Annotated in this window: 21 protein-coding genes; 13 read left to right on the top strand and 8 right to left on the bottom strand. The window is 64.4% G+C overall.

The window, feature by feature from the left end:
* The first annotated feature begins 47 nt into the window (after window positions 1-47).
* The 4 genes from RAD16_RS18995 (at window position 48) to RAD16_RS18980 (ending at window position 4,587) form a co-directional block, all read left to right on the top strand.
* Window positions 48-1,049 carry an NAD(P)H-dependent flavin oxidoreductase gene (locus tag RAD16_RS18995; protein ID WP_458159429.1) on the top strand — a complete coding sequence of 334 codons (1,002 nt, stop codon included), beginning with the start codon at window positions 48-50 and terminating at the stop codon, window positions 1,047-1,049.
* A 100-nt stretch (window positions 1,050-1,149) separates the two neighbouring features.
* Window positions 1,150-1,569 carry a hypothetical protein gene (locus RAD16_RS18990; protein WP_458159428.1) on the top strand — a complete coding sequence of 140 codons (420 nt, stop codon included), beginning with the start codon at window positions 1,150-1,152 and terminating at the stop codon, window positions 1,567-1,569.
* A gap of 324 nt (window positions 1,570-1,893) precedes the next feature.
* Entirely contained in the window at window positions 1,894-3,459 is a 1,566-nt protein-coding gene (locus RAD16_RS18985; RefSeq protein WP_458159427.1) for an alkaline phosphatase D family protein, read from the top strand.
* A 309-nt stretch (window positions 3,460-3,768) separates the two neighbouring features.
* Window positions 3,769-4,587 (top strand): aldo/keto reductase, encoded by an 819-nt coding sequence (locus tag RAD16_RS18980; RefSeq protein ID WP_458159426.1) that lies wholly within the window; start codon window positions 3,769-3,771, stop codon window positions 4,585-4,587.
* Between the two features lie 262 nt (window positions 4,588-4,849).
* On the opposite strand, the gene RAD16_RS18975 is transcribed toward RAD16_RS18980, so the two are convergent.
* Window positions 4,850-5,071, bottom strand: a complete 222-nt coding sequence (locus RAD16_RS18975; RefSeq protein ID WP_458159425.1) for a hypothetical protein — start codon at window positions 5,069-5,071, stop codon at window positions 4,850-4,852.
* Between the two features lie 106 nt (window positions 5,072-5,177).
* Entirely contained in the window at window positions 5,178-5,627 is a 450-nt protein-coding gene (locus RAD16_RS18970; protein WP_458159654.1) for a hypothetical protein, read from the bottom strand.
* A gap of 160 nt (window positions 5,628-5,787) precedes the next feature.
* Here RAD16_RS18970 and RAD16_RS18965 point away from each other — a divergent pair, with 160 nt between their 5' ends.
* A complete protein-coding gene (locus RAD16_RS18965; protein WP_458159424.1) occupies window positions 5,788-6,060 on the top strand; it encodes a helix-turn-helix domain-containing protein in 273 nt (90 codons plus the stop codon).
* A 9-nt stretch (window positions 6,061-6,069) separates the two neighbouring features.
* Here RAD16_RS18965 and RAD16_RS18960 read toward each other — a convergent pair whose 3' ends face one another.
* Window positions 6,070-7,302 carry an aminotransferase-like domain-containing protein gene (locus RAD16_RS18960; protein WP_458159423.1) on the bottom strand — a complete coding sequence of 411 codons (1,233 nt, stop codon included), beginning with the start codon at window positions 7,300-7,302 and terminating at the stop codon, window positions 6,070-6,072.
* A gap of 87 nt (window positions 7,303-7,389) precedes the next feature.
* Window positions 7,390-7,917 carry a DUF3124 domain-containing protein gene (locus RAD16_RS18955; protein ID WP_458159422.1) on the bottom strand — a complete coding sequence of 176 codons (528 nt, stop codon included), beginning with the start codon at window positions 7,915-7,917 and terminating at the stop codon, window positions 7,390-7,392.
* A gap of 67 nt (window positions 7,918-7,984) precedes the next feature.
* Between RAD16_RS18955 and RAD16_RS18950 the strand changes: the two genes are divergently transcribed.
* The 4 genes from RAD16_RS18950 (at window position 7,985) to RAD16_RS18935 (ending at window position 13,441) form a co-directional block, all read left to right on the top strand.
* Window positions 7,985-9,715, top strand: coding sequence for a cation:proton antiporter domain-containing protein (locus RAD16_RS18950; protein WP_458159421.1), 1,731 nt, complete (start codon window positions 7,985-7,987; stop codon window positions 9,713-9,715).
* 177 nt (window positions 9,716-9,892) lie between these two features.
* The gene (gene ribB / locus RAD16_RS18945) at window positions 9,893-10,969 is read left to right on the top strand and encodes a 3,4-dihydroxy-2-butanone-4-phosphate synthase (RefSeq protein WP_458159420.1); all 1,077 of its coding nucleotides are present in this window, start codon (window positions 9,893-9,895) and stop codon (window positions 10,967-10,969) included.
* A 163-nt stretch (window positions 10,970-11,132) separates the two neighbouring features.
* Window positions 11,133-12,347 carry an acyl-CoA dehydrogenase gene (locus RAD16_RS18940; protein ID WP_212323360.1) on the top strand — a complete coding sequence of 405 codons (1,215 nt, stop codon included), beginning with the start codon at window positions 11,133-11,135 and terminating at the stop codon, window positions 12,345-12,347.
* A gap of 176 nt (window positions 12,348-12,523) precedes the next feature.
* Window positions 12,524-13,441: an MBL fold metallo-hydrolase gene (locus tag RAD16_RS18935; protein WP_458159419.1), complete on the top strand. Its 918-nt coding sequence runs from the start codon at window positions 12,524-12,526 to the stop codon at window positions 13,439-13,441.
* 64 nt (window positions 13,442-13,505) lie between these two features.
* On the opposite strand, the gene RAD16_RS18930 is transcribed toward RAD16_RS18935, so the two are convergent.
* The gene (locus RAD16_RS18930; RefSeq protein ID WP_458159418.1) at window positions 13,506-14,363 is read right to left on the bottom strand and encodes a DUF1499 domain-containing protein; all 858 of its coding nucleotides are present in this window, start codon (window positions 14,361-14,363) and stop codon (window positions 13,506-13,508) included.
* 229 nt (window positions 14,364-14,592) lie between these two features.
* Window positions 14,593-16,221 (bottom strand): fatty-acid--CoA ligase, encoded by a 1,629-nt coding sequence (locus RAD16_RS18925; RefSeq protein WP_458159417.1) that lies wholly within the window; start codon window positions 16,219-16,221, stop codon window positions 14,593-14,595.
* Window positions 16,222-16,285: 64 nt separating this feature from the next.
* On the opposite strand from RAD16_RS18925, the gene RAD16_RS18920 reads away from it, so the two are divergent.
* Window positions 16,286-17,428: an extensin family protein gene (locus tag RAD16_RS18920; protein WP_458159416.1), complete on the top strand. Its 1,143-nt coding sequence runs from the start codon at window positions 16,286-16,288 to the stop codon at window positions 17,426-17,428.
* A gap of 37 nt (window positions 17,429-17,465) precedes the next feature.
* Here RAD16_RS18920 and RAD16_RS18915 read toward each other — a convergent pair whose 3' ends face one another.
* Complete coding sequence (locus RAD16_RS18915) at window positions 17,466-18,152, bottom strand: L,D-transpeptidase (protein ID WP_458159415.1); 687 nt, start codon at window positions 18,150-18,152, stop codon at window positions 17,466-17,468.
* A 330-nt stretch (window positions 18,153-18,482) separates the two neighbouring features.
* On the opposite strand from RAD16_RS18915, the gene RAD16_RS18910 reads away from it, so the two are divergent.
* Both RAD16_RS18910 and RAD16_RS18905 read left to right on the top strand, forming a co-directional pair.
* A complete protein-coding gene (locus tag RAD16_RS18910) occupies window positions 18,483-19,460 on the top strand; it encodes a magnesium transporter CorA family protein (RefSeq protein ID WP_458159414.1) in 978 nt (325 codons plus the stop codon).
* A gap of 264 nt (window positions 19,461-19,724) precedes the next feature.
* Entirely contained in the window at window positions 19,725-19,946 is a 222-nt protein-coding gene (locus RAD16_RS18905; RefSeq protein ID WP_458159413.1) for a hypothetical protein, read from the top strand.
* 82 nt (window positions 19,947-20,028) lie between these two features.
* Here RAD16_RS18905 and RAD16_RS18900 read toward each other — a convergent pair whose 3' ends face one another.
* Complete coding sequence (locus RAD16_RS18900) at window positions 20,029-20,799, bottom strand: class I SAM-dependent methyltransferase (protein WP_458159412.1); 771 nt, start codon at window positions 20,797-20,799, stop codon at window positions 20,029-20,031.
* An 80-nt stretch (window positions 20,800-20,879) separates the two neighbouring features.
* On the opposite strand from RAD16_RS18900, the gene RAD16_RS18895 reads away from it, so the two are divergent.
* On the top strand, window positions 20,880-21,176 hold the full coding sequence (locus RAD16_RS18895; RefSeq protein ID WP_458159411.1) for a hypothetical protein: 297 nt from the start codon (window positions 20,880-20,882) through the stop codon (window positions 21,174-21,176).
* The last annotated feature ends 283 nt before the right edge of the window (window positions 21,177-21,459 follow it).

Below are 21,459 nucleotides of genomic sequence, written 5' to 3'. Positions count from 1 at the left end.
GCTAGACTGATTCCAAGCTCAAGCAAAATTCCGGGAGGAGAACTTACGTGAAGACCGCGATCACCGAACTGTTCGGCATCGAGCACCCGATCATCCAGGGCGGCATGCATTTCGTCGGCTTTGCCGAGCTGGCTGCTGCCGTTTCCAATGCCGGCGGGCTCGGCATCATCACCGGTCTCACGCAGAAGACGCCGGAATTGCTGGCGAAGGAAATCGCGCGCTGCCGCGACATGACCGACAAGCCGTTCGGCGTGAACCTCACCTTCCTGCCGACCTTCTCGGCGCCGCCTTATCCCGAGTACATCGCGGCCATCGTGGAGGGTGGCATCAAGGCGGTGGAGACCGCGGGCCGCAGCCCCGAACAATACATGCCTGCGCTGAAGGCGGCCGGCATCAAGGTCATCCATAAGTGCACGTCGGTCCGCCATTCGTTGAAGGCCGAGCGCATCGGCTGCGACGCGGTCAGCGTCGATGGCTTCGAGTGCGGCGGCCATCCCGGCGAGGACGACATCCCCAACATGATCCTGCTGCCGCGCGCGGCGGAGGAGCTGAAGATCCCGTTCGTCGCCTCCGGCGGCATGGCCGACGGCCGCAGCCTCGTCGCGGCGCTGTCGCTGGGCGCGGCCGGCATGAACATGGGCACGCGGTTCATCGCCACCAAGGAAGCACCGGTCCATCAGAACGTGAAGAACGCGCTGGTCGCCGCGACCGAGCTCGACACCCGCCTGATCATGCGTGCCTTGCGCAACACAGAGCGCGTGCTGAAGAACGCCAATGTCGATCGCCTGATCGAGATCGAGCGCGCGAAGGGCGACAAGCTGACCATCGACGACATCCACGACCAGGTCGCGGGCGTCTATCCAAAGATCATGCTGGACGGGCAGATGGATGCGGGCGCCTGGAGCTGCGGCATGGTCGCCGGCCTGATCCACGACATCCCCTCCTGCAAGGAACTCATCGATCGTATCATGGCCGAAGCGGACACCATCATCCGCAGCCGCCTGATGGGTTTCCTGGACGGTACGGTTGCGGCACGAAAAGTGGCCTGAAACTTCTTAACCACGGCGGGAACTGACCGCTGGAATTGCGCGCGACGCCTCCTAAATAGGGATAAAATGTCCCTTTAATAATCAATTTCAGGAGGCGTCCGTGGTCCTGAAAAGCGTTCCTTTTGCAGTTGCCCTCGCCCTTGCGATCGCATGGGGTGGGATTGCGCGCGCTGACGACTACAAGCCTGACGAATATCTCGGTCTCGATCTCTCCAAGGCGGTCCTGTCGCCGAAGCGGCTCGGACCGGAGACGCGATTCGCGCCGGTCGCGCTGGAAGCGAAGGGCGGCAACGAGGCGCAGGCCCGCGCCGAGCCCCTCGACGTGCCGAAGAAGGTCGCGGCCGAACGCGTGCATGTGGCCGAGCCGAAGGTTGCCCGTGCGAAGAGCCCGCAGCCGCGCGGCGCCGCTCGTGCCAAGCTCGCGCATCGCCGCGGCAACCCGCTCGACGCACAGGCGATGGACACCCGCATCCAGACCTGGCCGTGCCGCTCCGGCGGCATCTGCAACTGGAAGCGTTAGGCACTTCGTTTCTTCTTCGCCTCTCCCCGCGTGCGGGGAGAGGCCGGAATCCGCGCGTAGCGCAGATTCCGGGTGAGGGGGCTCTCCGCGAATCCAACTCTCAGCGTGATCGCGGATGGAGGCCTCTCACCCCAACGCTCTCAGCGCGAGCGAAGCTCGTCGCGGCCCCGTAAGAACGGGGCGAGGGAGCGCACCTGCGCCGCGGCTGCATCGCGCCCCGTCATCTCCGCGTCGCAAAACCGTCGGCGCGGAGTCAAGAAACCGTCAGGATAGGAGTCAAGGAGCGCAGGCACCTTCCGTCGCGATTCGACGAAGGTTTCCTGAATGGCATCGCTCCGCGCGTCGCGCGCATGGACCCGGCGGCAGTTCCTGGTCCGCTCCGCCTCCAGCCTCGCCATCGCCTCGCTTGCGACGCCGCGCCTCAGCCGTGCCGCCGACCGCCCGCAGATCGCAGGCGGCATTCAATCCGGCGACGTCTCGGACGGCTCTGCAATGGTCTGGGCACGCGCTGACCGGCCCGCGCGGATGCGGGTGGAATATTCGACCGTCGAGAGTTTCAGGACCATCCTCGCGTCGGCTTCGCACGACGCTCTGCCGGATACGGATTTCACCGCAAAACTGCTGCTGAACGATCTGCCGCCGGGGCAGGACATCTTCTATCGAATCCGCTTCGACGACATCGCGACCGGCATTGCCGGCGAAAGCCGCGTCGGCCATTTCCGCACCGCGTCGGCAGCAGGCAAATCGATCTCGTTCGTGTGGTCGGGCGATGTCGCGGGGCAGGGCTGGGGCATCGACATCGCGCGCGGTGGCTATCGCAGCTATCGCACCATGCTCGACAACCGCCCGGACTTCTTCATCCATTCCGGCGACCACATCTATGCCGATTGCACCATTCCCTCCGAGCAGAAGCTGCCGAATGGCGAGACCTGGCGCAATCTGGTGACCGAGGAGAAGGCCGAGGTCGCGCACACGCTGGCGCAGTTTCGCGGCAACTATAAATACAACCATCTCGACGAGCATTTCCGCGCCTTCCACGCGCAGGTGCCGATGTTCGCGCAATGGGACGACCACGAGGTCACCAATGACTGGTCGCCGACCGGCAGTTACGACGAGGCCGGCTATGAGGATGACGGCACCCCGCGCCTGATTGCGCGTGCTCGCCGCGCCTTCTTCGACTTCATGCCGATCCGCGATATCGGTGCGCGGCGGGGCCGGGTCTATCGCAAGATCGCCTACGGTCCGCTGCTCGACGTCTTCATGATCGACATGCGCAGCTATCGCGACGAGACCTGGAACAAGGGTAACGATCACCGCGGTTGGATTCTCGGCGCCGACCAGCTTGCCTGGCTGAAGCGGGAGCTCGCGGCCTCGCGCGCGACCTGGAAGGTGATCGCCGCCGACCTGCCGATCGGCCTCGTCAGCCTCGACGCCGTCGCGCTCGGCAATGGCGCGCCTGATCGGCGCGAGTACGAGATCGCCGATCTGCTGGCCTCCATCAAGCGCGCCGGCGTGCGCAACATCGTCTGGCTCACCGCCGACATGCACTACACCGCCGCGCATTACTACGATCCGAACAAGGCGCAATTCCAGGAGTTCGAGCCGTTCTGGGAATTCGTCTCCGGCCCGCTGCACGCCGGCACCTGGGGCCCGGGCGAGCTCGACAATACTTTCGGTCCGGTCGCCATGTACCAGCACGGCTGCAGCGAGGCGCAGGGCGAGAATCTGGCGCCATGCTTCGGCCTGCAGTTCTTCGGCCGCGTCGACATTGATGGGCGCAGCGGCGTGATGACCGTGACGCTGAAAGACGTGGACAACCGCGACCTCTGGTCGGTCGATATCGCGCCGCAGCCGCAGGCCCGCCCGGCCGTGGTGGCGCAGCATTCGTGAGGGTCGCAACTGTTTCGCCTCTCCCGCTTGCGGGAGAGGTCGGCGCTCTCCGGGCGATGCGAAGCATCGTCCCGCGCGCCGGGTGAGGGCTCTCTCCTCTGGGGGATCGTCCCGTTGCGGATGCACCCTCTCCCCGGCCCTCTCCCGCAAGCGGAAGAGGGAGTTCACCTAACCCGATCTTGATTGGCCGCCCCGCGCCTCCCGCGCTATACTCACTGCTCCCGCCACCTCTTTTCCAGCACCGAAGAGCCTGTCCCCTCGCGGCCCCACCGCGTGTCTGGCGGGATGAATGATGTCAGGAGCCTTTTCATGGATAATCTGAAGACACAGGGCATCAGCATGCCCAAGCTCGGCCTCGGCACCTTCCGCATGCAGGGCGATGCCTGCCGCGCGGCGGTCGAGAGTGCGCTGTCGATCGGCTATCGCCACATCGACACCGCCGAGATGTACGCCAACGAAGAACCGATCGGCGCGGCCCTTGCCGCTGCCCGGCTGCCCCGCGCGGAGCTGCATGTCACGACCAAAGTCTGGCACGAGAACCTCAGCCCCGATGCGATCCGTCGCGCCTTCGATGCCAGCCTGCAGAAGCTGCGGCTCGATCATGTCGACCTCTATCTGGTGCACTGGCCGTCGCAGTCCGCCAACTGGGGCGCGGTGTTCGAGACCCTGATGAAGCTGAAGGAGGAGGGGCGCACCCGGGCCATCGGCGTTGCCAATTTCACCACGGCGCTGCTCAAGATCGCCGTCGAGGACATCAAGGCGCCGATCGCCTGCAACCAGATCGAATATCACGCCATGCTCGATCAATCGAAGGTGCTGGCCTATCTCAACGCCAAATCGATCCCGCTGGTCGCCTATTGTCCGCTCGCGCAGGGGCGTATTGCGTCGGATCCGGTGCTTGCCGAGATCGGCGCCAAGCACAACGCCACCGCAGCCCAGGTCGGGCTGAAATGGCTGCTCGATCAGGACGGCGTCGCTGCGATCCTGAAGGCTTCGCGCCGCGAGAGCCAGCAGTCCAATCTCGACGCGCTGAAGATCACGCTCGACGATGCCGACCGCAACAAGATCGCCGCGCTGCCCAAGGACAGGCGCTGCGTCAATCCGGGCTTTGCGCCGGCGTGGGATTAGCTGCTCTTTCACCCTCTCCCCTTGTGGGAGAGGGTGGCTCGCCGCGAAGCGGCGAGACGGGTGAGGGGTCTCTATCCTCGCGAACAGTCTTTCGAGTTGAAAGAACCCCTCATCCGGCGCCATAGCCGAAGCTTTGCTTCGGCGTTCTTAAGAGCGGCGGCCATTGGCCGCCTATGCCACCTTCTCCCACAACGGGAGAAGGAAGGAGAACGAACGCAAAGAAATGGCCCCGCGAGGGGCCATTTCCATCTTGCGTTGCGCATTAGTCCCAGCGGTGATGGCGATGCTTGATCACGACGACATTGTCGCGATGGTGCCAGCCGCGATGCCAGCCATAATCGCGGTGCTCGCGGAATTCGGCACGGGCGCCGTACGGGCCGTGATGATGACCGTTCCTGATCACCACCGTCTCGGCACTTGCCAGCGTCGGCGCCGCAACCGCGAGCGCACCCAGAGCGGCAACGACATAACCAAGCTTCTTCATGATGTCCTCCTCCAATCGAATGCAAATCTAAACCGCGCATTCGCGTGAACGTTCCGAAGGAACGCGAAGAGAATTCTGAATGGATATTCAGGATCGAACGATATCGTTAATCGCAGCGTTGCTGCTGCGGCGTCGGCGCGCCTGTCGCGGCGTACTTGCCGTCCTTGATCGTGTACACGCCGCGCTCGCTGCGATTGTAGATCGCGCGCAGGCTGCCTTCTTCTGAAAACTGCAAGCCGAATTCGCGCGTCTGCTGCAGCGAGGGGAAGTACACCATCACGTTGATCAGGCCCTCGGCGTCGACCGTGGCGGACACCACTTCGTTCTCGTCCTTGGCATCGCCGAAATTGCGCCGGTACATCACCCGGCCGTCTTTCCGGATTTCGTAAGTTAGCAGCGCGCCCTTGTCACGGTCGGGCCGGGCGGCGCAATCGACCGCCCAGGAGCCGAGCAGCCCCCATTGCTCGATGGTCGCCGCAAGCGGCTCGGCGTGGGCGAGGGGCATGCAAATCATCCACAGCACCGCAGCCGCGATCCAGCGGCCCAAACAACGCATCATGTCCCGAAAAGCCCCGCTTCGAAGAATTCCAAATTCTAGCATCCCGCACGCGGTCGTCCACGGCGCCGGCCATTCGCGCGCGAATTTGATCCGCGTCAATGAGGCCGGTCGCATCAGGGGTAGGATGGCGCTCCCGAAGGCGAACGTGGATAGACCGATGCTGAATCAAGTCATGGATTTCGCGGGCGAGGTGCTGCCGGGTAGCTGTGCCGTGCCGCCTTATTCCGAGACCGCGTTTCTGGCCGAGCTGGGCGAGCGCCTGAGATCGTCGCGCGCCCGCTGCGAGCTGTCGCGCCGGGAGCTGGCCCGCCGCTCCGGGATTTCCGAGCGCTACATCGCCCAGATCGAGGCCGGCAAGGGCAACGTCTCGATCGTGCTGCTGCTGCGGCTGGCCGCCGCGATCCACAGCAGCCAGCCGCAAGTGGCTTAACTCTCCAGCTTAGGCCCGCTTCTCCACATTGGCGCTGCGGGCCGGCACGCCGAATTCCTTGCGGCAGACTTCGGCCAGCACGGCGACGCCCTCGCGGATCTGCTGGTGCGACGGGCTGGCAAAGCACAGCCGCAGGCGCGAGCTGGAATGGCCCTTGTTGGTCGACCATTCCGGTCCCGGGTTGATCGAGACGCCGGCGGCGAGCGCGGCCTGGTACAGCTTGAGCGTGTCGACCTGGTCGGGCAGCTTCACCCAGAGGAAGATGCCGCCCTTCGGCTCTTCGAACTCCGCCGCCGTCCCGAACTGCTCGTTGAGGGCTTCCATCAGCGTGTCGAGTTTGGTGCGCAGCGCCTTGGTCAGCGCGGGCACGTGGGTCGAGAAGTGCGGCTTGCAATAGGTTGCGAGCACCATCTGCTCCAGCGCGCCGGAGCCGGCATCCGTCTTCAGCGACAGCATCCGCGACATCACATCCCAGGGCGCGACGATGAAGCCGACACGCAGCGCCGGTGCGATCGATTTCGAGAACGAGCCGATATGGATGACGCCGCCGTTCGGGCTCATCGCGTGGATCGCGGGCGGCCGCTGTCCGGACCAGACGAGATCGGCATAGCAATCGTCCTCGAAGATGGGCACGCCATATTCGGTCGCGAGCCGCACCAGCTCGGCGCGGCGGCCTTCCGGCATGATGCTGCCGGTCGGGTTCTGCACCGTCGGGATGGTGTAGATGTATTTCGGACGGATGCCGCGGCCCTTGAGTTCGGCCAGCGTCGAGGCCAGCACGTCCATGCGCATGCCGTCCTTGTCGAGGGGGATGCCGACCACGTTGACGCCAAGCCGCGCCAGACGGGTCAGGGAGCCCTGATAGCTGTCCTGTTCGAAGATCACGGTGTCGCCGCGCGTCAGTAGCGTCGCGTTGACGAGGTCGAGCGCCTGCAGCGAGCCGGAAACGATCAGGAGATCGTCGACCGTGCAGTTGATGCCGGCATCACGTTTCAGCTTGGTGACGAGGAATTCGCGCAAGGGCAGGTAGCCCTGCGGGCCATGTGCCAGCCCGTATGTGGCGAGCGATCGGCCCTCGCGCCGCAGCACCGCATTGGTTGCTTCGATCAGCTCGTCGAGCGGCACCTGCTCGGAATCGTTGTTGCCGCCGACGAAGCTGTATTTGGCGAGGCCCGTCCAGCGCGCAGAAGGGGCCGGCAGCCCTGCAGGAAACAGGGGCGCGAAATCGAAGCTGGACGTCATGGGGGCGTTCCTCGTTTTGTTCTTGTTGAGCAGCCGGCGTTGCGCCGGCTTGCCTGGTCTCTTGCAGGCCGTCCTAGTCGGACGGCCTCACTTCTTACCGGCCGTCCTAGTCGGACGGCCTTGGCTGATGAAAGCGTAATGCGCATTGGCGACGCCGCCAACCATCAAGGCCTCGACCACCGGCTCGGCGATCTCGCCCGTGGCGGCCCAGTCGACGAGGAAATTGGCCCCGGTCCCGCCGCGCACGTCGTCGGTCGGAACGAAGATCGAGATCGTGGCCAGCGGCTTCAGAGCGACCTGACCCTTCAGGTAGGTCTCGACCTGCTTGCCCGCGGTGTCGAAATAGGCGATGCGTTTGACCACCAGCGGCTGGGTCTCGGAGGCGTTGTGCACGCTCAGCGTCACCGAGAAATCGACGCGCAGCTTTCCCTGGCTCATCGCAACGCTGGAATAGGCGGGCACGTAGAACCCGCCGGAGACGGCAAGTTCCTCCTTCGGCACTGCGGTGAGCGAATCGGCAAAGTTTTGTTCGATATTGACCTTGGATTGCGCGGCGGCGGGCACGGCGCAGGCGAGGGGGCATAGCAGCAATGCCGCGAAAAGCCCTTTTTGCATGTGACGAATTGCTCGCTTGCCGCGCCGCAACCCGTCTCTAGGGTGCGGCAAAACGGACCGATTTGGTATGCACGAGCTCATTCGCGACATCACTCTCTGTATTCTGTTTGCCTGGATGCTGGGCCTGCTCGCCCATTTCTCCCGGCAGCCGCTGATCCTGGCCTACCTTATCGCCGGCTTTTGCATAGGTCCATTCGGCGCCGGTTGGGTCCAGTCGCAGGAATCGATCAGCGTCATCTCCGAGCTCGGCCTGATCTTCATGCTGTTCATGATCGGGCTCGAGATCGACCTGAAGAAGATCGTGCGGGCGGGCAAGGTGATCCTGTTCGCAGCGGGGGGCCAGCTGCTCGGCGGCTGCCTGCTCGGGGTGCTGTTCTTCGTCGGCATCGGCCTGTCGCTCGGCGGCGGGCATTTCGATGCGGTCTATCTCTGCGTCGCCTGCGCGCTATCGAGCACCGTCATCATCGTCAAGGTGCTCTACGAGAAGCGCGAGCTCGACACGCTGCCGGGCCGCATCACGCTCGGCGTCCTGGTGTTGCAGGACATCTTCGCCATCCTGTTCCTGGCGGTGCAGCCGAGCCTCGCCAACCTGCAGGTCAGCGTCATCCTGCTCTCGATCGGCCGCGTCGCGGTGCTGGTCGCCGCCGCGCTGCTGGTCAGCCGCTATGTGTTGCCGCGCCTGTTCCACCAGATCGCCCGCCGTCCCGAACTGATCCTGCTCGGCGCGCTCGCCTGGTGCTTTCTCGTCGCCGAGACCGCCGAGCGGCTGTCGCTGTCGCGCGAGATGGGCGCCCTGATCGCCGGCGTCTCGCTCTCGACCTTCCCTTACGCGCTCGACGTCACCGCCAAGGTCACCACGCTGCGGGACTTCTTCATCACGCTGTTCTTCGTCGCGCTCGGCATGACCATTCCCGTGCCGGGCCTCTCCGTGATCGGGCTGGCGTTGATGATCGCGGCGTTCACGGTGGTGAGCCGCCTCGTCACCACCTTCACCCCGCTTTACCTGATGAAGCAGGGCCTGCGCGCCAGCCTGTTGCCGGCCCTGAACCTCGCGCAGATCTCCGAGTTCTCGCTGGTGGTGATCCAGACCGGCGTTGCCGACCACCATATCGCGGCCGAGACCGCGAATGCGGCCTCCTTCGCCTTCGTGGTGCTCGCGGTGCTCTCGACCTTCGCGATGAGCCGCAGCGACGAGATCACCCGCTGGGCGATCGGCCCCCTGAAGCGCATCGGACTGAAGGACCTCGGCGACGGCCAGGCGCGCGGCGAGGAGGGGCACGGGGGCGGCCATGGCGAGGCCCGCCGCATCGTCATCCTCGGCTTTTTCCGTGCGGCGAGCGCGCTGCTGGCCGAGATCGAACGGCAGGCCCCGGTGCTGCTCGAGCAGATCACCGTGGTCGACTTCAACCCCAATGTGTACCAGACCCTGCTCTCACGCGGCCTGCACGTGATTTATGGCGACATCAGCAGCGCCGATACGCTGCTCCATGCCGGCGTTGGCAAGTCCGAGATGATCATCCTCAGCGTGCCGGATGCGCTTCTGAAGGGCGCCAGTAACGAGAAGCTGGTCCGCCACGTCCGCACGCTCAACCCGACGGCCATGATCGTGGCCACGGCCGATCTCTTGTCGGATGTGGGCGAACTTTATGCGGCCGGCGCCAACTACGTCACGGTGACCCGGCTCAGCGACGCTCATGAGCTGTTTACCGTGATCGAAGCCGCCCAGGCCGGGCTTCTGGCCGACAAGCGCGCCGAGCTCGATGTGCGGCTGGGCGAGCGGCGCGAAGTGCTGCCCTGACGGTGTCCGGGCGCCTTCCGTCCGGGGGCCCGCGCGCCTATATCCCTGGTATCTTCGGTGCAAGCCTGAAACCTGCTGGCAGGCCTGCCGTCAGGCATATGTGGTTGCGCTGGGGAGACTAGCGCCCCGGCCCAACTCCGGCTAAGCCTCCCGGCCATAACCGATAGAGATTGGGAAATGCCCGATAGCGTCCAGGAAGTCTTGCAGGCCTTTGCCCGGGGTGAGCTCGTCGTCGTGACCGACGACGAAGATCGCGAGGGCGAGGGCGATCTGATCGTCGCCGCCTCGCTCTGCACCGCGGAGAAGATGGCGTTCATTATCCGCCACACCTCCGGCATCGTCTGCGCGCCCGTCACCACCGAGGACGCGCGCCGGCTGCGGCTCGATCCGATGGTGGCCCACAACGATTCCGCGCACACCACCGCGTTCACGGTCTCGATCGACTACAAGCCCGACGGCGGCACCGGCATCTCGGCCGAGGAGCGCGCCTCGTGCTGCCGCGCGCTGTCCAATCCCAATGTCGGCGCCAACGATTTCGCCCGCCCCGGCCACATCTTCCCGCTGATCGCCAAGGACGGCGGCGTGCTGCTGCGCTCCGGCCATACCGAGGCCGCGGTGGACCTCTGCAAGCTGTCCGGCCTGCCCCCGGTCGGCGTCATCAGCGAACTGATGAACGACGACGGCAGCGTGATGAAGGGCGAGCAGGTCGCGCAGTTTGCGGCCAGGCACAAGCTGAAGCACGTCACCATCGCCGACATGATCGCCTACCGCCAGGCGCGCGAAAAGCTGATCGAGCGGGTCTCGACCTTCGTCACCGAAAGTCCGATCGGGCCGCTGCAGGGTTATGCCTACCGCTCGCCGTTCGATTCCATCGCCCACGTCGCCTTCGTCTATAACGGCGTCGGCGACGGCAAGAACGTGCTGACGCGCTTCCACAAGCCGAACATCGTCAAGGACACCTTTACCGGCCACAAGCGCATGGCCGCCGTGCTCGAGCACTTCAGGAAGTCCGGCCGCGGCGTGCTGGTTTACTTGCGCGACGGCGCGGCCGGTGTCCCTGTGGCCCCGCTTGCTGATGAAAGCGCGAGCGAGGCCGACCGCAACCGCCAGTGGCGCGAAGTCGGTGTCGGCGCGCAGATCCTGCGCGATCTCGGCGTCACCTCGATCCGCCATCTCACCTCCTCGGTGCACGACTACAAGGGCCTGTCGGGCTTCGGCATCGAGATCGTCGCTAACGAGCAGCTCGAGAGTTAGCGCTGTCATCCTGGGGACGCGCGTCGCGTGCCCCGGGGTGCGCGAAGCGCATCCCCCGGGATTCACGCAGACCCGTACATCTGCAACGCAATTGCACTTGTTGCCGCGGCGCTTTAATTTGTCGGGCAATTTTTAGACGGAACCAGACGCGAAAGGACGTTTCATGAGCGTGCGCCCTCAGACCAAGGACAAGCCGGCGGCGGCTTCCTTCCAGTGGGACGATCCGTTCCTGCTCGACGAGCAGCTGACCGAAGACGAGCGCATGGTGCGCGACACCGCCCGCGCCTACGCCCAGGACAAGCTACTGCCGCGCGTCACCAAGGCCTATCTGGAAGAGAAGACCGACCGCGAGATCTTCAACGAGATGGGCGAGCTCGGCCTGATCGGCATCACGCTGCCGGAAGAATATGGCTGCGCCAATGCCAGCTATGTGGCCTATGGCCTCGTCGCCCGCGAGATCGAGCGGGTCGATTCCGGCTACCGCTCGATGAACTCGGTGCAGTCCTCGCTGGTGATGTATCCGATCTACGCCTATGGCGACGAGAACCAGCGCAAGAAGTACCTGCCCAAGCTCGCCAGCGGCGAGTGGGTCGGCTGCTTCGGTCTGACCGAGCCCGACGCCGGCTCCGACCCGGCCGGCATGAAGACCCGCGCCGAGAAGGTCTCGGACGGCTATCGCCTGACCGGCAGCAAGATGTGGATCTCGAACGCGCCGATCGCCGACGTGTTCGTGATCTGGGCCAAGTCGGCCGAGCACGACAACCAGATCCGCGGCTTCGTGCTGGAGAAGGGCATGAAGGGCCTGTCCGCGCCGAAGATCGGCAGCAAGCTGTCGCTCCGCGCCTCCATCACCGGCGAAGTCGTGATGGACGGCGTCGTGGTCCCCGAAAGCGCGCTGCTGCCCAACGTCTCCGGCCTCAAGGGCCCGTTCGGCTGCCTCAACCGTGCCCGCTACGGCATCTCCTGGGGCGCGCTCGGCGCCGCCGAGGACTGCATGCACCGTGCCCGCCAGTACACGCTCGACCGCAAGCAGTTCGGCAAGCCGCTGGCTGCGACCCAGCTGGTGCAGAAGAAGCTTGCCGACATGGAGACCGAGATCGCGCTCGGCCTGCAGGGCTCGCTTCGCGTCGGCCGCCTGATGGACGAGGGCAAGTTCGCGCCCGAGATGATCTCGATCATGAAGCGCAACAATTGCGGCAAGGCCCTCGACATCGCCCGCGTCGCCCGCGACATGCACGGCGGCAACGGCATCTCGGCCGAGTACCACGTGATGCGCCACGTTCATAACCTCGAGACGGTCAACACCTACGAGGGCACCCACGACGTCCATGCCCTGATCCTGGGCCGCGCGATCACGGGCATTCAGGCGTTTTTCTGAGTCCCGCGGTTAGGATACTAGGCAAGAGAACTCTCCAACTCCGTCATGGCCGGGCAGAAGCGCGAAGCGCGTCTTCGCGCTAGATGTCCCGGCCATCCACATCTTGGCTCAAGCGAGGAACGTGGATGCCCGGCACAAGGCCGGGCATGACGAAGTCAGCAAGGAATGAGCAAGCCATGTCCGACAACGACGACGTCCCGTTCAACCGCAACTTTCCGCTTCAGCCCGGCGTCGTCGAGGAAGTCCGCCCCGGCGTGCGGCGCGTGCTCTGTAACAATCCGAGCCCGTTCACCTTCACCGGGACGGTCAGCTACATCGTCGGCAAGGGCAACGTCGCCATCATCGATCCCGGCCCGGACGACGCGGCCCATGCGGCGGCACTGCTCGATGCTGTGCGCGGCGAGACGGTGAGCCACATCTTCGTCACCCACACCCACCGCGACCATTCGCCGAACACAGGCCGGATCAAGCAGGCGACGGGCGCGCCGGTCTATGCCGAGGGCCCGCACCGCGCCTCGCGCCCGCGCTTCGAGAGCGAGAAGCACAATCCGGAATCCGGCTCCGATCGCGATTTCGTGCCCGATATCCGGATCGCCCATGGCGACGTCGTCGAAGGCGACGGCTGGCGGCTCGAGGCCGTGGCGACGCCCGGCCACACCGCCAACCATCTCGCCTTCGCCTGGCCGGAGCGGAAGTTCAACTTCGTCGGCGACCACGTGATGGGCTGGTCGACCTCGATCGTGGCACCGCCCGACGGCTCGATGATCGACTACATGGACTCGCTCGACCGCCTCGCCGCGCGCGAGGAGGACCTCTATTTCTCCGGCCACGGTCCGGAGATCCCGGAGGGCCAGCGCTTCGTGCGCTTCCTGATCCGCCACCGCAAGGCGCGCGAGGCCTCGATCCTGCACCGCCTCGCCAAGGGCGAGACCGACATCCCGACCATGGTGCGCGCGATCTATATCGGCATCGACCCGCGCCTGACGACGGCCGCCGGCTATTCCGTGCTGGCGCATCTGGAAGATCTGGTCGCGCGCGGCGTGGTGGCGACCGACGGCGATCCCGTGATCGGCGGGACGTACCGGATGGCTTGAGGCGAATGGCGAGTAGCGAATAGGCGGCGGTCATTCGCCACTCGCTATTCGCTACTCGCCAACTTCACTTCTTCACCGTCTTCGCCGCCGGCGCCTTCGGCGGCGCGACCGGCGTCTTCTTCACCGGCTTGAGCGCGTCGGCGTCGGCCGCAGTGTTGAGATCGTCGATGAATTTTGTCACGCGCGCGGCGTTGCTGCCGAGGTCGCTGTCGAAATAGCGCGAGGACGAGCGGATATCGACGCGGGAATCGTCGCCGTCAGGCACGACCCTGATCGAAACGTCTTCACGGAAACCCATGATCGGCGTGCGCGCCACCGCCTCGATGCGGCCGATGCGGCGCGGCGGCTGCGGCGAGCGCTCGTCGATGACCAGCCATTTGCGCTTGTGGACGAGCTGGAGCGCGATCGCATAGGCGCGGTCGACCGGGATCTCGAGCTCGATCGGCTCGATCTCAGGATAGAAATGGCGCTGCTGCTCGGCCGAGTAGAGGCCGGCGTAGACGGCGGTGTTGGCGCCGTCGACGGAGCGCAGGCGCGCCAGCGCATCGAAGCGGGGCGGGTCGATCGGGTCGGTGGTGATGTCGTGGATCGCCGGCAGCTTGCGGTATTGCAGGGCGAGATAGGCGGGATAGGCGAGGACCGCCCCGTTGATCAGGAAGGCGATCAGGATGCGCCCCATGCCGCGCGAGCCGTTCTGCCAGATCGAAGCGAAGCCGGCGAGGCCGAACAGGATGGAGAGCACGGCGATCGCAAGGCCGCCGAAGAAGGTGACGACCGCCGGCTTCGGCTCCAGAAAGCCGAAGCGGACGATGAGGATCGACACCACCACCGCCACCACCGCGAACACCGCCAGATTGCGCGCCCAGGTCGCGAGGCTGGACACGGGCTCCGTCTGATAGGGAGCGGAAAACCTGCGGGCCATCGGAAGAGCTCTGCCGGGGTGTTGAAGGCGGTGCCGGCCGTGTGGCGCGACGATAGGCCGTTGAGACCACGGCCCGGGGGCAAATTCAAGGGTTCCGCTACCCCTCTCGCCGTCATGGCCGGGCTGGACCCGGCCATCCACGTCTATCTTTTCGCGCTCGGGAGGCCGATGCCCGGTGGCGCGAAGACGCGCTTCGCGCTCCTGCCCGGGCATGGCGCCTTGTGGGGACCTACGCCGCCGCGTTCGGGAAACGATAATCCTTGAACTGGTCGCGCAGCGCCGTCTTCAGGATCTTGCCGGTGGCGGTGTGGGGGATGCCTTCGACGAAGGCGACGTCGTCGGGCATCCACCATTTGGCGATCTTGCCATCCATGTATTTCAGGATGTCCTCGCGGCTGGCCTGCTGGCCCTGCTTGAGTTGCACGATCAGCAGCGGCCGCTCGTCCCATTTGGGGTGGAACACGCCGATCACGGCGGCTTCCGCCACGGCGGGATGACCGACCGCGAGGTTCTCGAGGTCGATCGAGGAGATCCACTCGCCGCCCGACTTGATCACGTCCTTGGAGCGGTCAGTGATCCGCATGTAGCCGGCCTCGTCGATGGTCGAGACGTCGCCGGTGTCGAAGAAGCCGTCCTCGTCGAGGATGTTGGCGTCGACGCGGTAATAGGCCTTGGCGACGGCCGGGCCGGAGACCTTGAGGCGGCCAAAAGTCTTGCCGTCCCAGGGCAGCTCCTTGCCGGCGTCGTCGGTGATCTTCATCTCGACCGCGAAGGGCGCATAGCCCTGCATCTGCAGCACGTCGAGCCTGGCTTCGCCGGTCGCGTTCTGGAACGGCGGCTTCAACGCCGCGACGCTGCCGATCGGGCTCATCTCGGTCATGCCCCAGGCGTGGCGCACGTTCGAGCCCATGTCGAGGAAAGCCTTGATCATCGAGCGCGGCATCGCCGAGCCGCCGCAGATCACCATCTTCAGGTCGGGCAGCTTCAGATTGTTGGCGGTCATGTGCTGGAGCAGCATCAGCCACACCGTCGGCACGCCCGCGGTGTGCGTCACCTTCTCGGTCGAGAGCAGCTCGTAGACCGAGGCGCCGTCGAGCTTGGCGCCGGGCATCACCAGCTTGGTGCCCTGCGAAGGCGCGGAGAAGGCAATGCCCCAGCTGTTGGCATGGAACAGCGGAACCACCGGCAGCATTGTCTCGGAGGCGCTGGTGCCGAGGGCGTCGACATTGTTGGCCATCAGCGCGTGCAGCACGTTGGAGCGATGCGAATACAGCACACCCTTCGGATCGCCGGTGGTGCCCGACGTGTAGCACATCGCGGCTGCCGTGTTCTCGTCAAACTCCTTCCATGTGAATTTGCCGTCGGCCTCCGCGATCCAGTCCTCGTAGGCGACGACATTCTTCAGCGTGGTCTGCGGCAGATGCGCCTTGTCGGTGAGAACGACGTAGCGCTCCACGCTCGGCAGCTTGTCGGCGATCTTTTCCAGCATCGGAATGAAGGTGAGGTCGGTCATCACGATGCGGTCTTCCGCATGGTTGATGATCCAGGCGATCTGTTCGGGGAAAAGGCGGGGATTGACGGTATGGCAGATGGCGCCGATCCCCATGATGCCGTACCAGACTTCGAGATGGCGCCAGGTGTTCCAGGCGATCGTTGCGACACGGTCGCCGAGCTTGATGCCGTCGCGCTCCAGCATCTGGGAGACCTTGAGCGCGCGCTTGTGGATTTCACCGTAGGTGGTGCGATGGATCGGTCCCTCGACCGATCGCGTGACGACCTCCTGCTTGCCATGAATCCTGGCGGCGTGTTCGATGATCCGGTGGCAGAGCAGGGGCCAATCTTGCATCAAACCAAGCATTCCGTCGTTCCTCCGAGAATTCGCTGGGCGGTTGTCGCTCTCAGCGCAGGGCCAAAGAATTGTCATGAGTTTTAGCCTGCCGGACTTTCGCCGCAAATGGTCTTGTCGCGGCTATATGTCCTCCGGCGCGGCAATGGTTACCGCTGTGCTGGGGCTAACGCTTGTGCTCGCCGATCGGGCGGAGGCGCGAAAACACGCTGCGCCGTTCGATATCTTCGGTCTTGGTACACCACGGCCGCGCACGGTCGTGCACGCCACCAAGATACCGCTACCAAAGCCCCGCCCGGCGGAAGCCCCCAAGGCGGCGGACGAGAAGGCAACGGACGAGGCCGCGCCCGAGACCGAAGGAAAACCTGCTCCCGACAAGCCGAACGGCAGCAAACCCGCTGAGGCCGCGGCGCCGCCGGAGAAGCAGCTCTCGGCCTGCCGGCTTGCACTGACCGAGGAGATCGCGATCGCGCCGTCGATCCCTGACATTCGCGGTCCCGGTGCCTGCGGCGGCCAGGATCTGGTGCGGTTGGAGGCCATCGTGCTGCCGGACAAGCGTAAGGTCGCGGTCAAGCCGGCGGCGATCCTCCGCTGCACCATGGCCTCCGCGATCGCCGACTGGGTGCGCAAGGACATGGTGCCGATAGCCACCAGCCTCGGCTCGACCATCAGCGATCTCGACAATTTCGACAGCTTCGAGTGCCGCGGCCGCAACCGCATCGCAGGCGCAATGCTGTCCGAGCACGGCAAGGCCAACGCGCTCGACGTCCGCGCCATCAAGCTCGCCAACGGGCAGTCGATCGGCCTCACCGACCGCACCATGCCGCGCGACGTGCGCGAGCGCGTGCTGCATTCGGTCTGTTCGCGGTTTTCGACCGTGCTTGGGCCGGGCTCGGACTGGTACCACGAGGACCACATCCATCTCGATCTGGCGCAGCGGCGCAACGACTACCGGATCTGCCAGTGGAATGTCTGGGATCCCCTGCCGCAGGTCGCCCCGCTGTTGCCGGCGGAACGTCCCGAGGAAGCGCCGCCGCGCGAGGTCGCCGCCAAGTCTGATGGCAACAAGTCTGATGGCAACAAGTCTGATGCCAAGCCCGAGGCGAAGGAGGGTGCTGATGACGAGGCGGCGGAGAAATCTCCGGCGCCTGCGGACAAGCCGGCGGTCGATGGCAACAAAGCCCGATCGCACAAGCCGGCAACAAAAAAGCGCCGGTGAAACCGGCGCTTTTAAAATCTCGGAGATCAGAAGGCGATCAGTAGCTGCCCGCCTGGCCGGTTCCGCCGGCGCCGAGCGCCAGACGCGAATTGTAGGGCGAGTCGCCGTGCTTCGGCTCGAGCACCACGACGATGGTGCCGACCTTGACGCGGCCGTAGAGGTCGATCGCGTCCTCGTTGGTCAGGCGGATGCAGCCCGACGAGATCGAGGCGCCGATATATTCCGGCTGGTTGGTGCCGTGGATGCGGAACAGCGTGTCCTTGCCGCCCGAGTAGAGATACATCGCGCGAGAGCCCATCGGATTGTCCGGGCCAGGCGCGACATAGGTCGGAACGCCCAGGCGCGAGATCTCGCCCGGGGTCGGATGCCAGGCCGGCCACTCGGTCATGCTGCCGACCTTGGCGATGCCGGACCAGGCCATGGCCTCTTCACCGACGGTGATGCCGTAACGGATCGCCTTGCCGCCATCCAGCACGTAGTAGAGATAGTGGTTGTCGGAATCGACCACGATCGAGCCCGGCGATTCCTTGCGGTGGTATTCGACGATGGCGCGGCGGAACGGCTCGGCGACCGGGGTATTCTCGTACCGGACCTTGGCGAGCAGTTCCTTATCCTTCGGCTTGAAGGCCTTGGTGTCGGTCGCCTCAAAATGCGTGGCCTGCATGCAGCCCGACAGCATCAGGCCAGCGGCCAAAACACCCAGCAAAACTTTCAGCGACGACATGATTTGGTTCCAATCGACAACAACAAGCTTTCGCGGAGCTTGAGCCAAAGCCCAAAACCACGACTCCGTTGGTCCCTATTATCGTTGAAATCTGCCACAATTCCAGCGTTTCGGACCTTTTCCCGCGCTGCGAGAGCGAACCTGTGGCTTTTTTGCCGCAATTTTTGCGCCCTTGGGCGGTTTTTGGGGCCGAGGATGCCGAAAACTGTCGATTCCGTGCCACGGCGCCGCCATAAATGCAAACGCTCCGTTAATGTGCTTGTCATCTTCAACTTGTCAGAATCGCGCTAAGGGCTGTCAGTCTGTCGCAGGCCCCTGCTGGAGTTGTGCATGTTTTCTGTGTTCGTTCCCTCCGAGGGCAGCCTCAAGAAGGCCGTGGTCGAGGATCTGGCGGCCGTGCCGGAGCACGCGGTATGGGTCGATCTGGTCAACCCGACTGGCGCTGAGGACAAGGCGGTGGAGCGGTTCCTGGGCATTGCGATCCCGACCCGGGAGGACATGCAGGAGATCGAGATCTCCAGCCGCCTCTATATCGAAAATAGCGCGCGCTACATGACCGCGACGCTGATGTGCCACTCCGATACCGACATGCCCCGGACCACGGCGGTGACCTTCATCCTCGGCGACCATCGCCTGGTGACGGTGCGCTACGATCAGCCAAAACCCTTCGCGCTGGTCGAGGCCAAGCTCGCCCGCTCCTGCACGCCTTCCATCTCCGGCGAGATGGTGCTGATGGAACTGCTGGACGCCGTGATCGATCGCTGCGCCGACATTCTGGAACGCTGCGGCGCCGAGATCGACCAGGTTTCGCACGACATCTTCGAGCCCGAGAGCGAGCGTCACGGCCACGCCAAGCAATATTCCCAGATCCTGATCTCGATCGGCCGCAAGGGCGATTTGACCTCGAAGGTGCGCGAGAGCCTGGTCTCGATCGGCCGCGTCGTCACGTTCCTCTCGGCGGTGGTAGAAGGCGTGAAATGGTCGAAGGACATGCGCGAGCAGCTCAAGACCATGCAGCGCGACGTGGCGTCACTGACCGACCACGCCTCCTATCTCTCCAGCAAGATCACCTTTGTGCTGGACGCCATGCTCGGCGTCGTCAATCTCGAGCAGAACAACATTATCAAGCTGTTCTCGGTCATGGCTGTTGTCCTGATGCCGCCGACGCTGATCGCCTCGATCTACGGCATGAACTTCAAGTCGATGCCGGAACTCGAATGGGCGCACGGCTATCCGATGGCGATCGTGATGATGCTGTTCGCGGCCATCGTTCCGTACTGGATCTTCAAGTGGAAGAAGTGGCTGTAAGCGCGATCCGGAACTAGCTTGCCGCGAGATCATGCCAGGAACGACAGCCTGACGTTCGTATCGCCACTCCGGCAAAGATACCTACCGATATCTTACGCCGTTCGCAGAGACACGGCGGTTGGTGTCGCAGAATAGAGCGGGATTGCGGCCACGCGGTGATGTGTGCGCGCCGCCCCAATTCCTCCGGTAAAATTTGAGCAGTGGGCTGAACGTTTGCGCGAAACTTGTCTGCGATAACCAGCGGGTTAGCCGCGAGGAACAGCCATGGTTGAAAAACACATAACGACGCCCCGCAACGTCATCGATCTGACGAGCTATCGTCAGGCCGTGGCGAGCGGCAAGGCGCCGTCGTTGTCGGTGCGCATGTGCCGGCACTGTGGTGCTCCGCTGCTCGATGGCGAGAACGACGACGATTGCTCGACCGCATTCAACGCAGCCGCCACTCCACGGTTGCGCGAACGGTCACGTCGGATTCGACTCGATTGAGGACGGAGGGAATGGCAGGCGATCCAGTCTTGCGGCGGCGTTGTCTGGATCGCCTTGCTTTCCGCTCTTCGCGACAATTTCCCTAGCGCTTTATGATCTCAGCCGTCGAGACGATGGTCTCGGTGATGGCGCCGTCGCGACTGAACGAGGCCAAATGGCTCTCGATGTCGCGCAGTGCGGCCTCGACGTTGTCGCCCAACGCTTCGGGCGACGATGACGAGTAGGTGAGCAAGCGTTGTGTCAGGTCTTGCACGCTGACCATGTGGCTGGTTTCGACCTTGAGGAGCTCGGTGGGGGCAAAGGCGCTGCCGCGAAAGAATGCCCGCAAGTCGCGATGGGTGCGCGTGCCCCAGCCTGCCTCCTCCCAGAGCTTGGCCGGCGACCAGCGGCGGCGGATCTCGTTGTAGCCCTCGAGCCACGGATTGTTGCCGTCGGTCGCCGAGAACGAGGCGCAGATGGCAATTGCACCGTTGGGCGCGACCAGCCCGTCGAGCCGTGCCAGCGTCGGCTCACGATCCATCCAATGCAGCGCACGGCCGATCGTCACGACATCGAAGCTGCCGATATCAGGGGCAAGCGTTTCGGTCTTTCCCTCGATCAGCGTGAGCACGTGGCCAGCGCTCGCAGTCGCGCGTCGCGCCGCATCGAGCATTGCCGGCTCCGGGTCGACACCGACGATGCGGCCGGCATAGGGCGCGAAGCCGAGCGCCAGCAGCCCGGGTCCGGTGCCGAGATCGATCAGGCTGCTCTGTCTGGAGAGACCGAGCTTGTGCGCGACGCTGCGAAAGAACTCGCTCGGATAGGGCGGGCGCAAATGCTCGTAGAGTGACGCCGTGCTTGCGAACCGGCCCATGCTTTCACCGTTTGACTTACAAGTGGTCCCTTAGCCTTTATCCCATGGCCCTCCTAGTCCGAATTAAGGACGGTCCTGACATGGTGCTCGCCGAGCGTTCCGGTGACCTTGATCGCCTCGGCTGGCCCAAGTCGTCTTCTCACGAGCCGGACAGCATCGATCGAGAGAGTGGATGCGCGATGCCGCTCGAGCTCGGCGCAAATCGCATCGACGGCCGCCTTGTCAAAATCGATTTCGGCAGGATCCAGCTGCAAGCCGGTTTCCACCACCAGAACTGCTTTTCGACCATTCGCGTCGATGACGTATTCGACGTCGACGGACAGAGCGTTTCGGTCAATGATCATATGAACCTCAGGGCTGGGACGATTGCCGCGTGATCATATCATGAAAGATATGCGATGCCTTCCGTCGGGCAAAACACCGCGCGGTCACAGCGATGTTGTCAAGACGCGCGTTCGAAAATATTCCACTTTACCGAAATTCGGAAATGTCGTATGTGTTGCCCATCCCGGCTCATCCTTGAGGGGCGATCGTGTGGTCGTCATTTTCGCGAGCCGGGCCTGCGGTGGACGCGGCAGCGTCGGGTGCGAGAGGATTGGGCAGGGCGGATTGCTCTCCGTGAGCCCAAAACTTCGTGCGGACGAACGGCGCTGTCAGGTT

Source organism: Bradyrhizobium sp. 18BD, from assembly GCF_054185225.1.
Note: the sequence above shows the minus strand (reverse complement) of the source record. Positions and strands in the feature narration are given on the sequence as shown.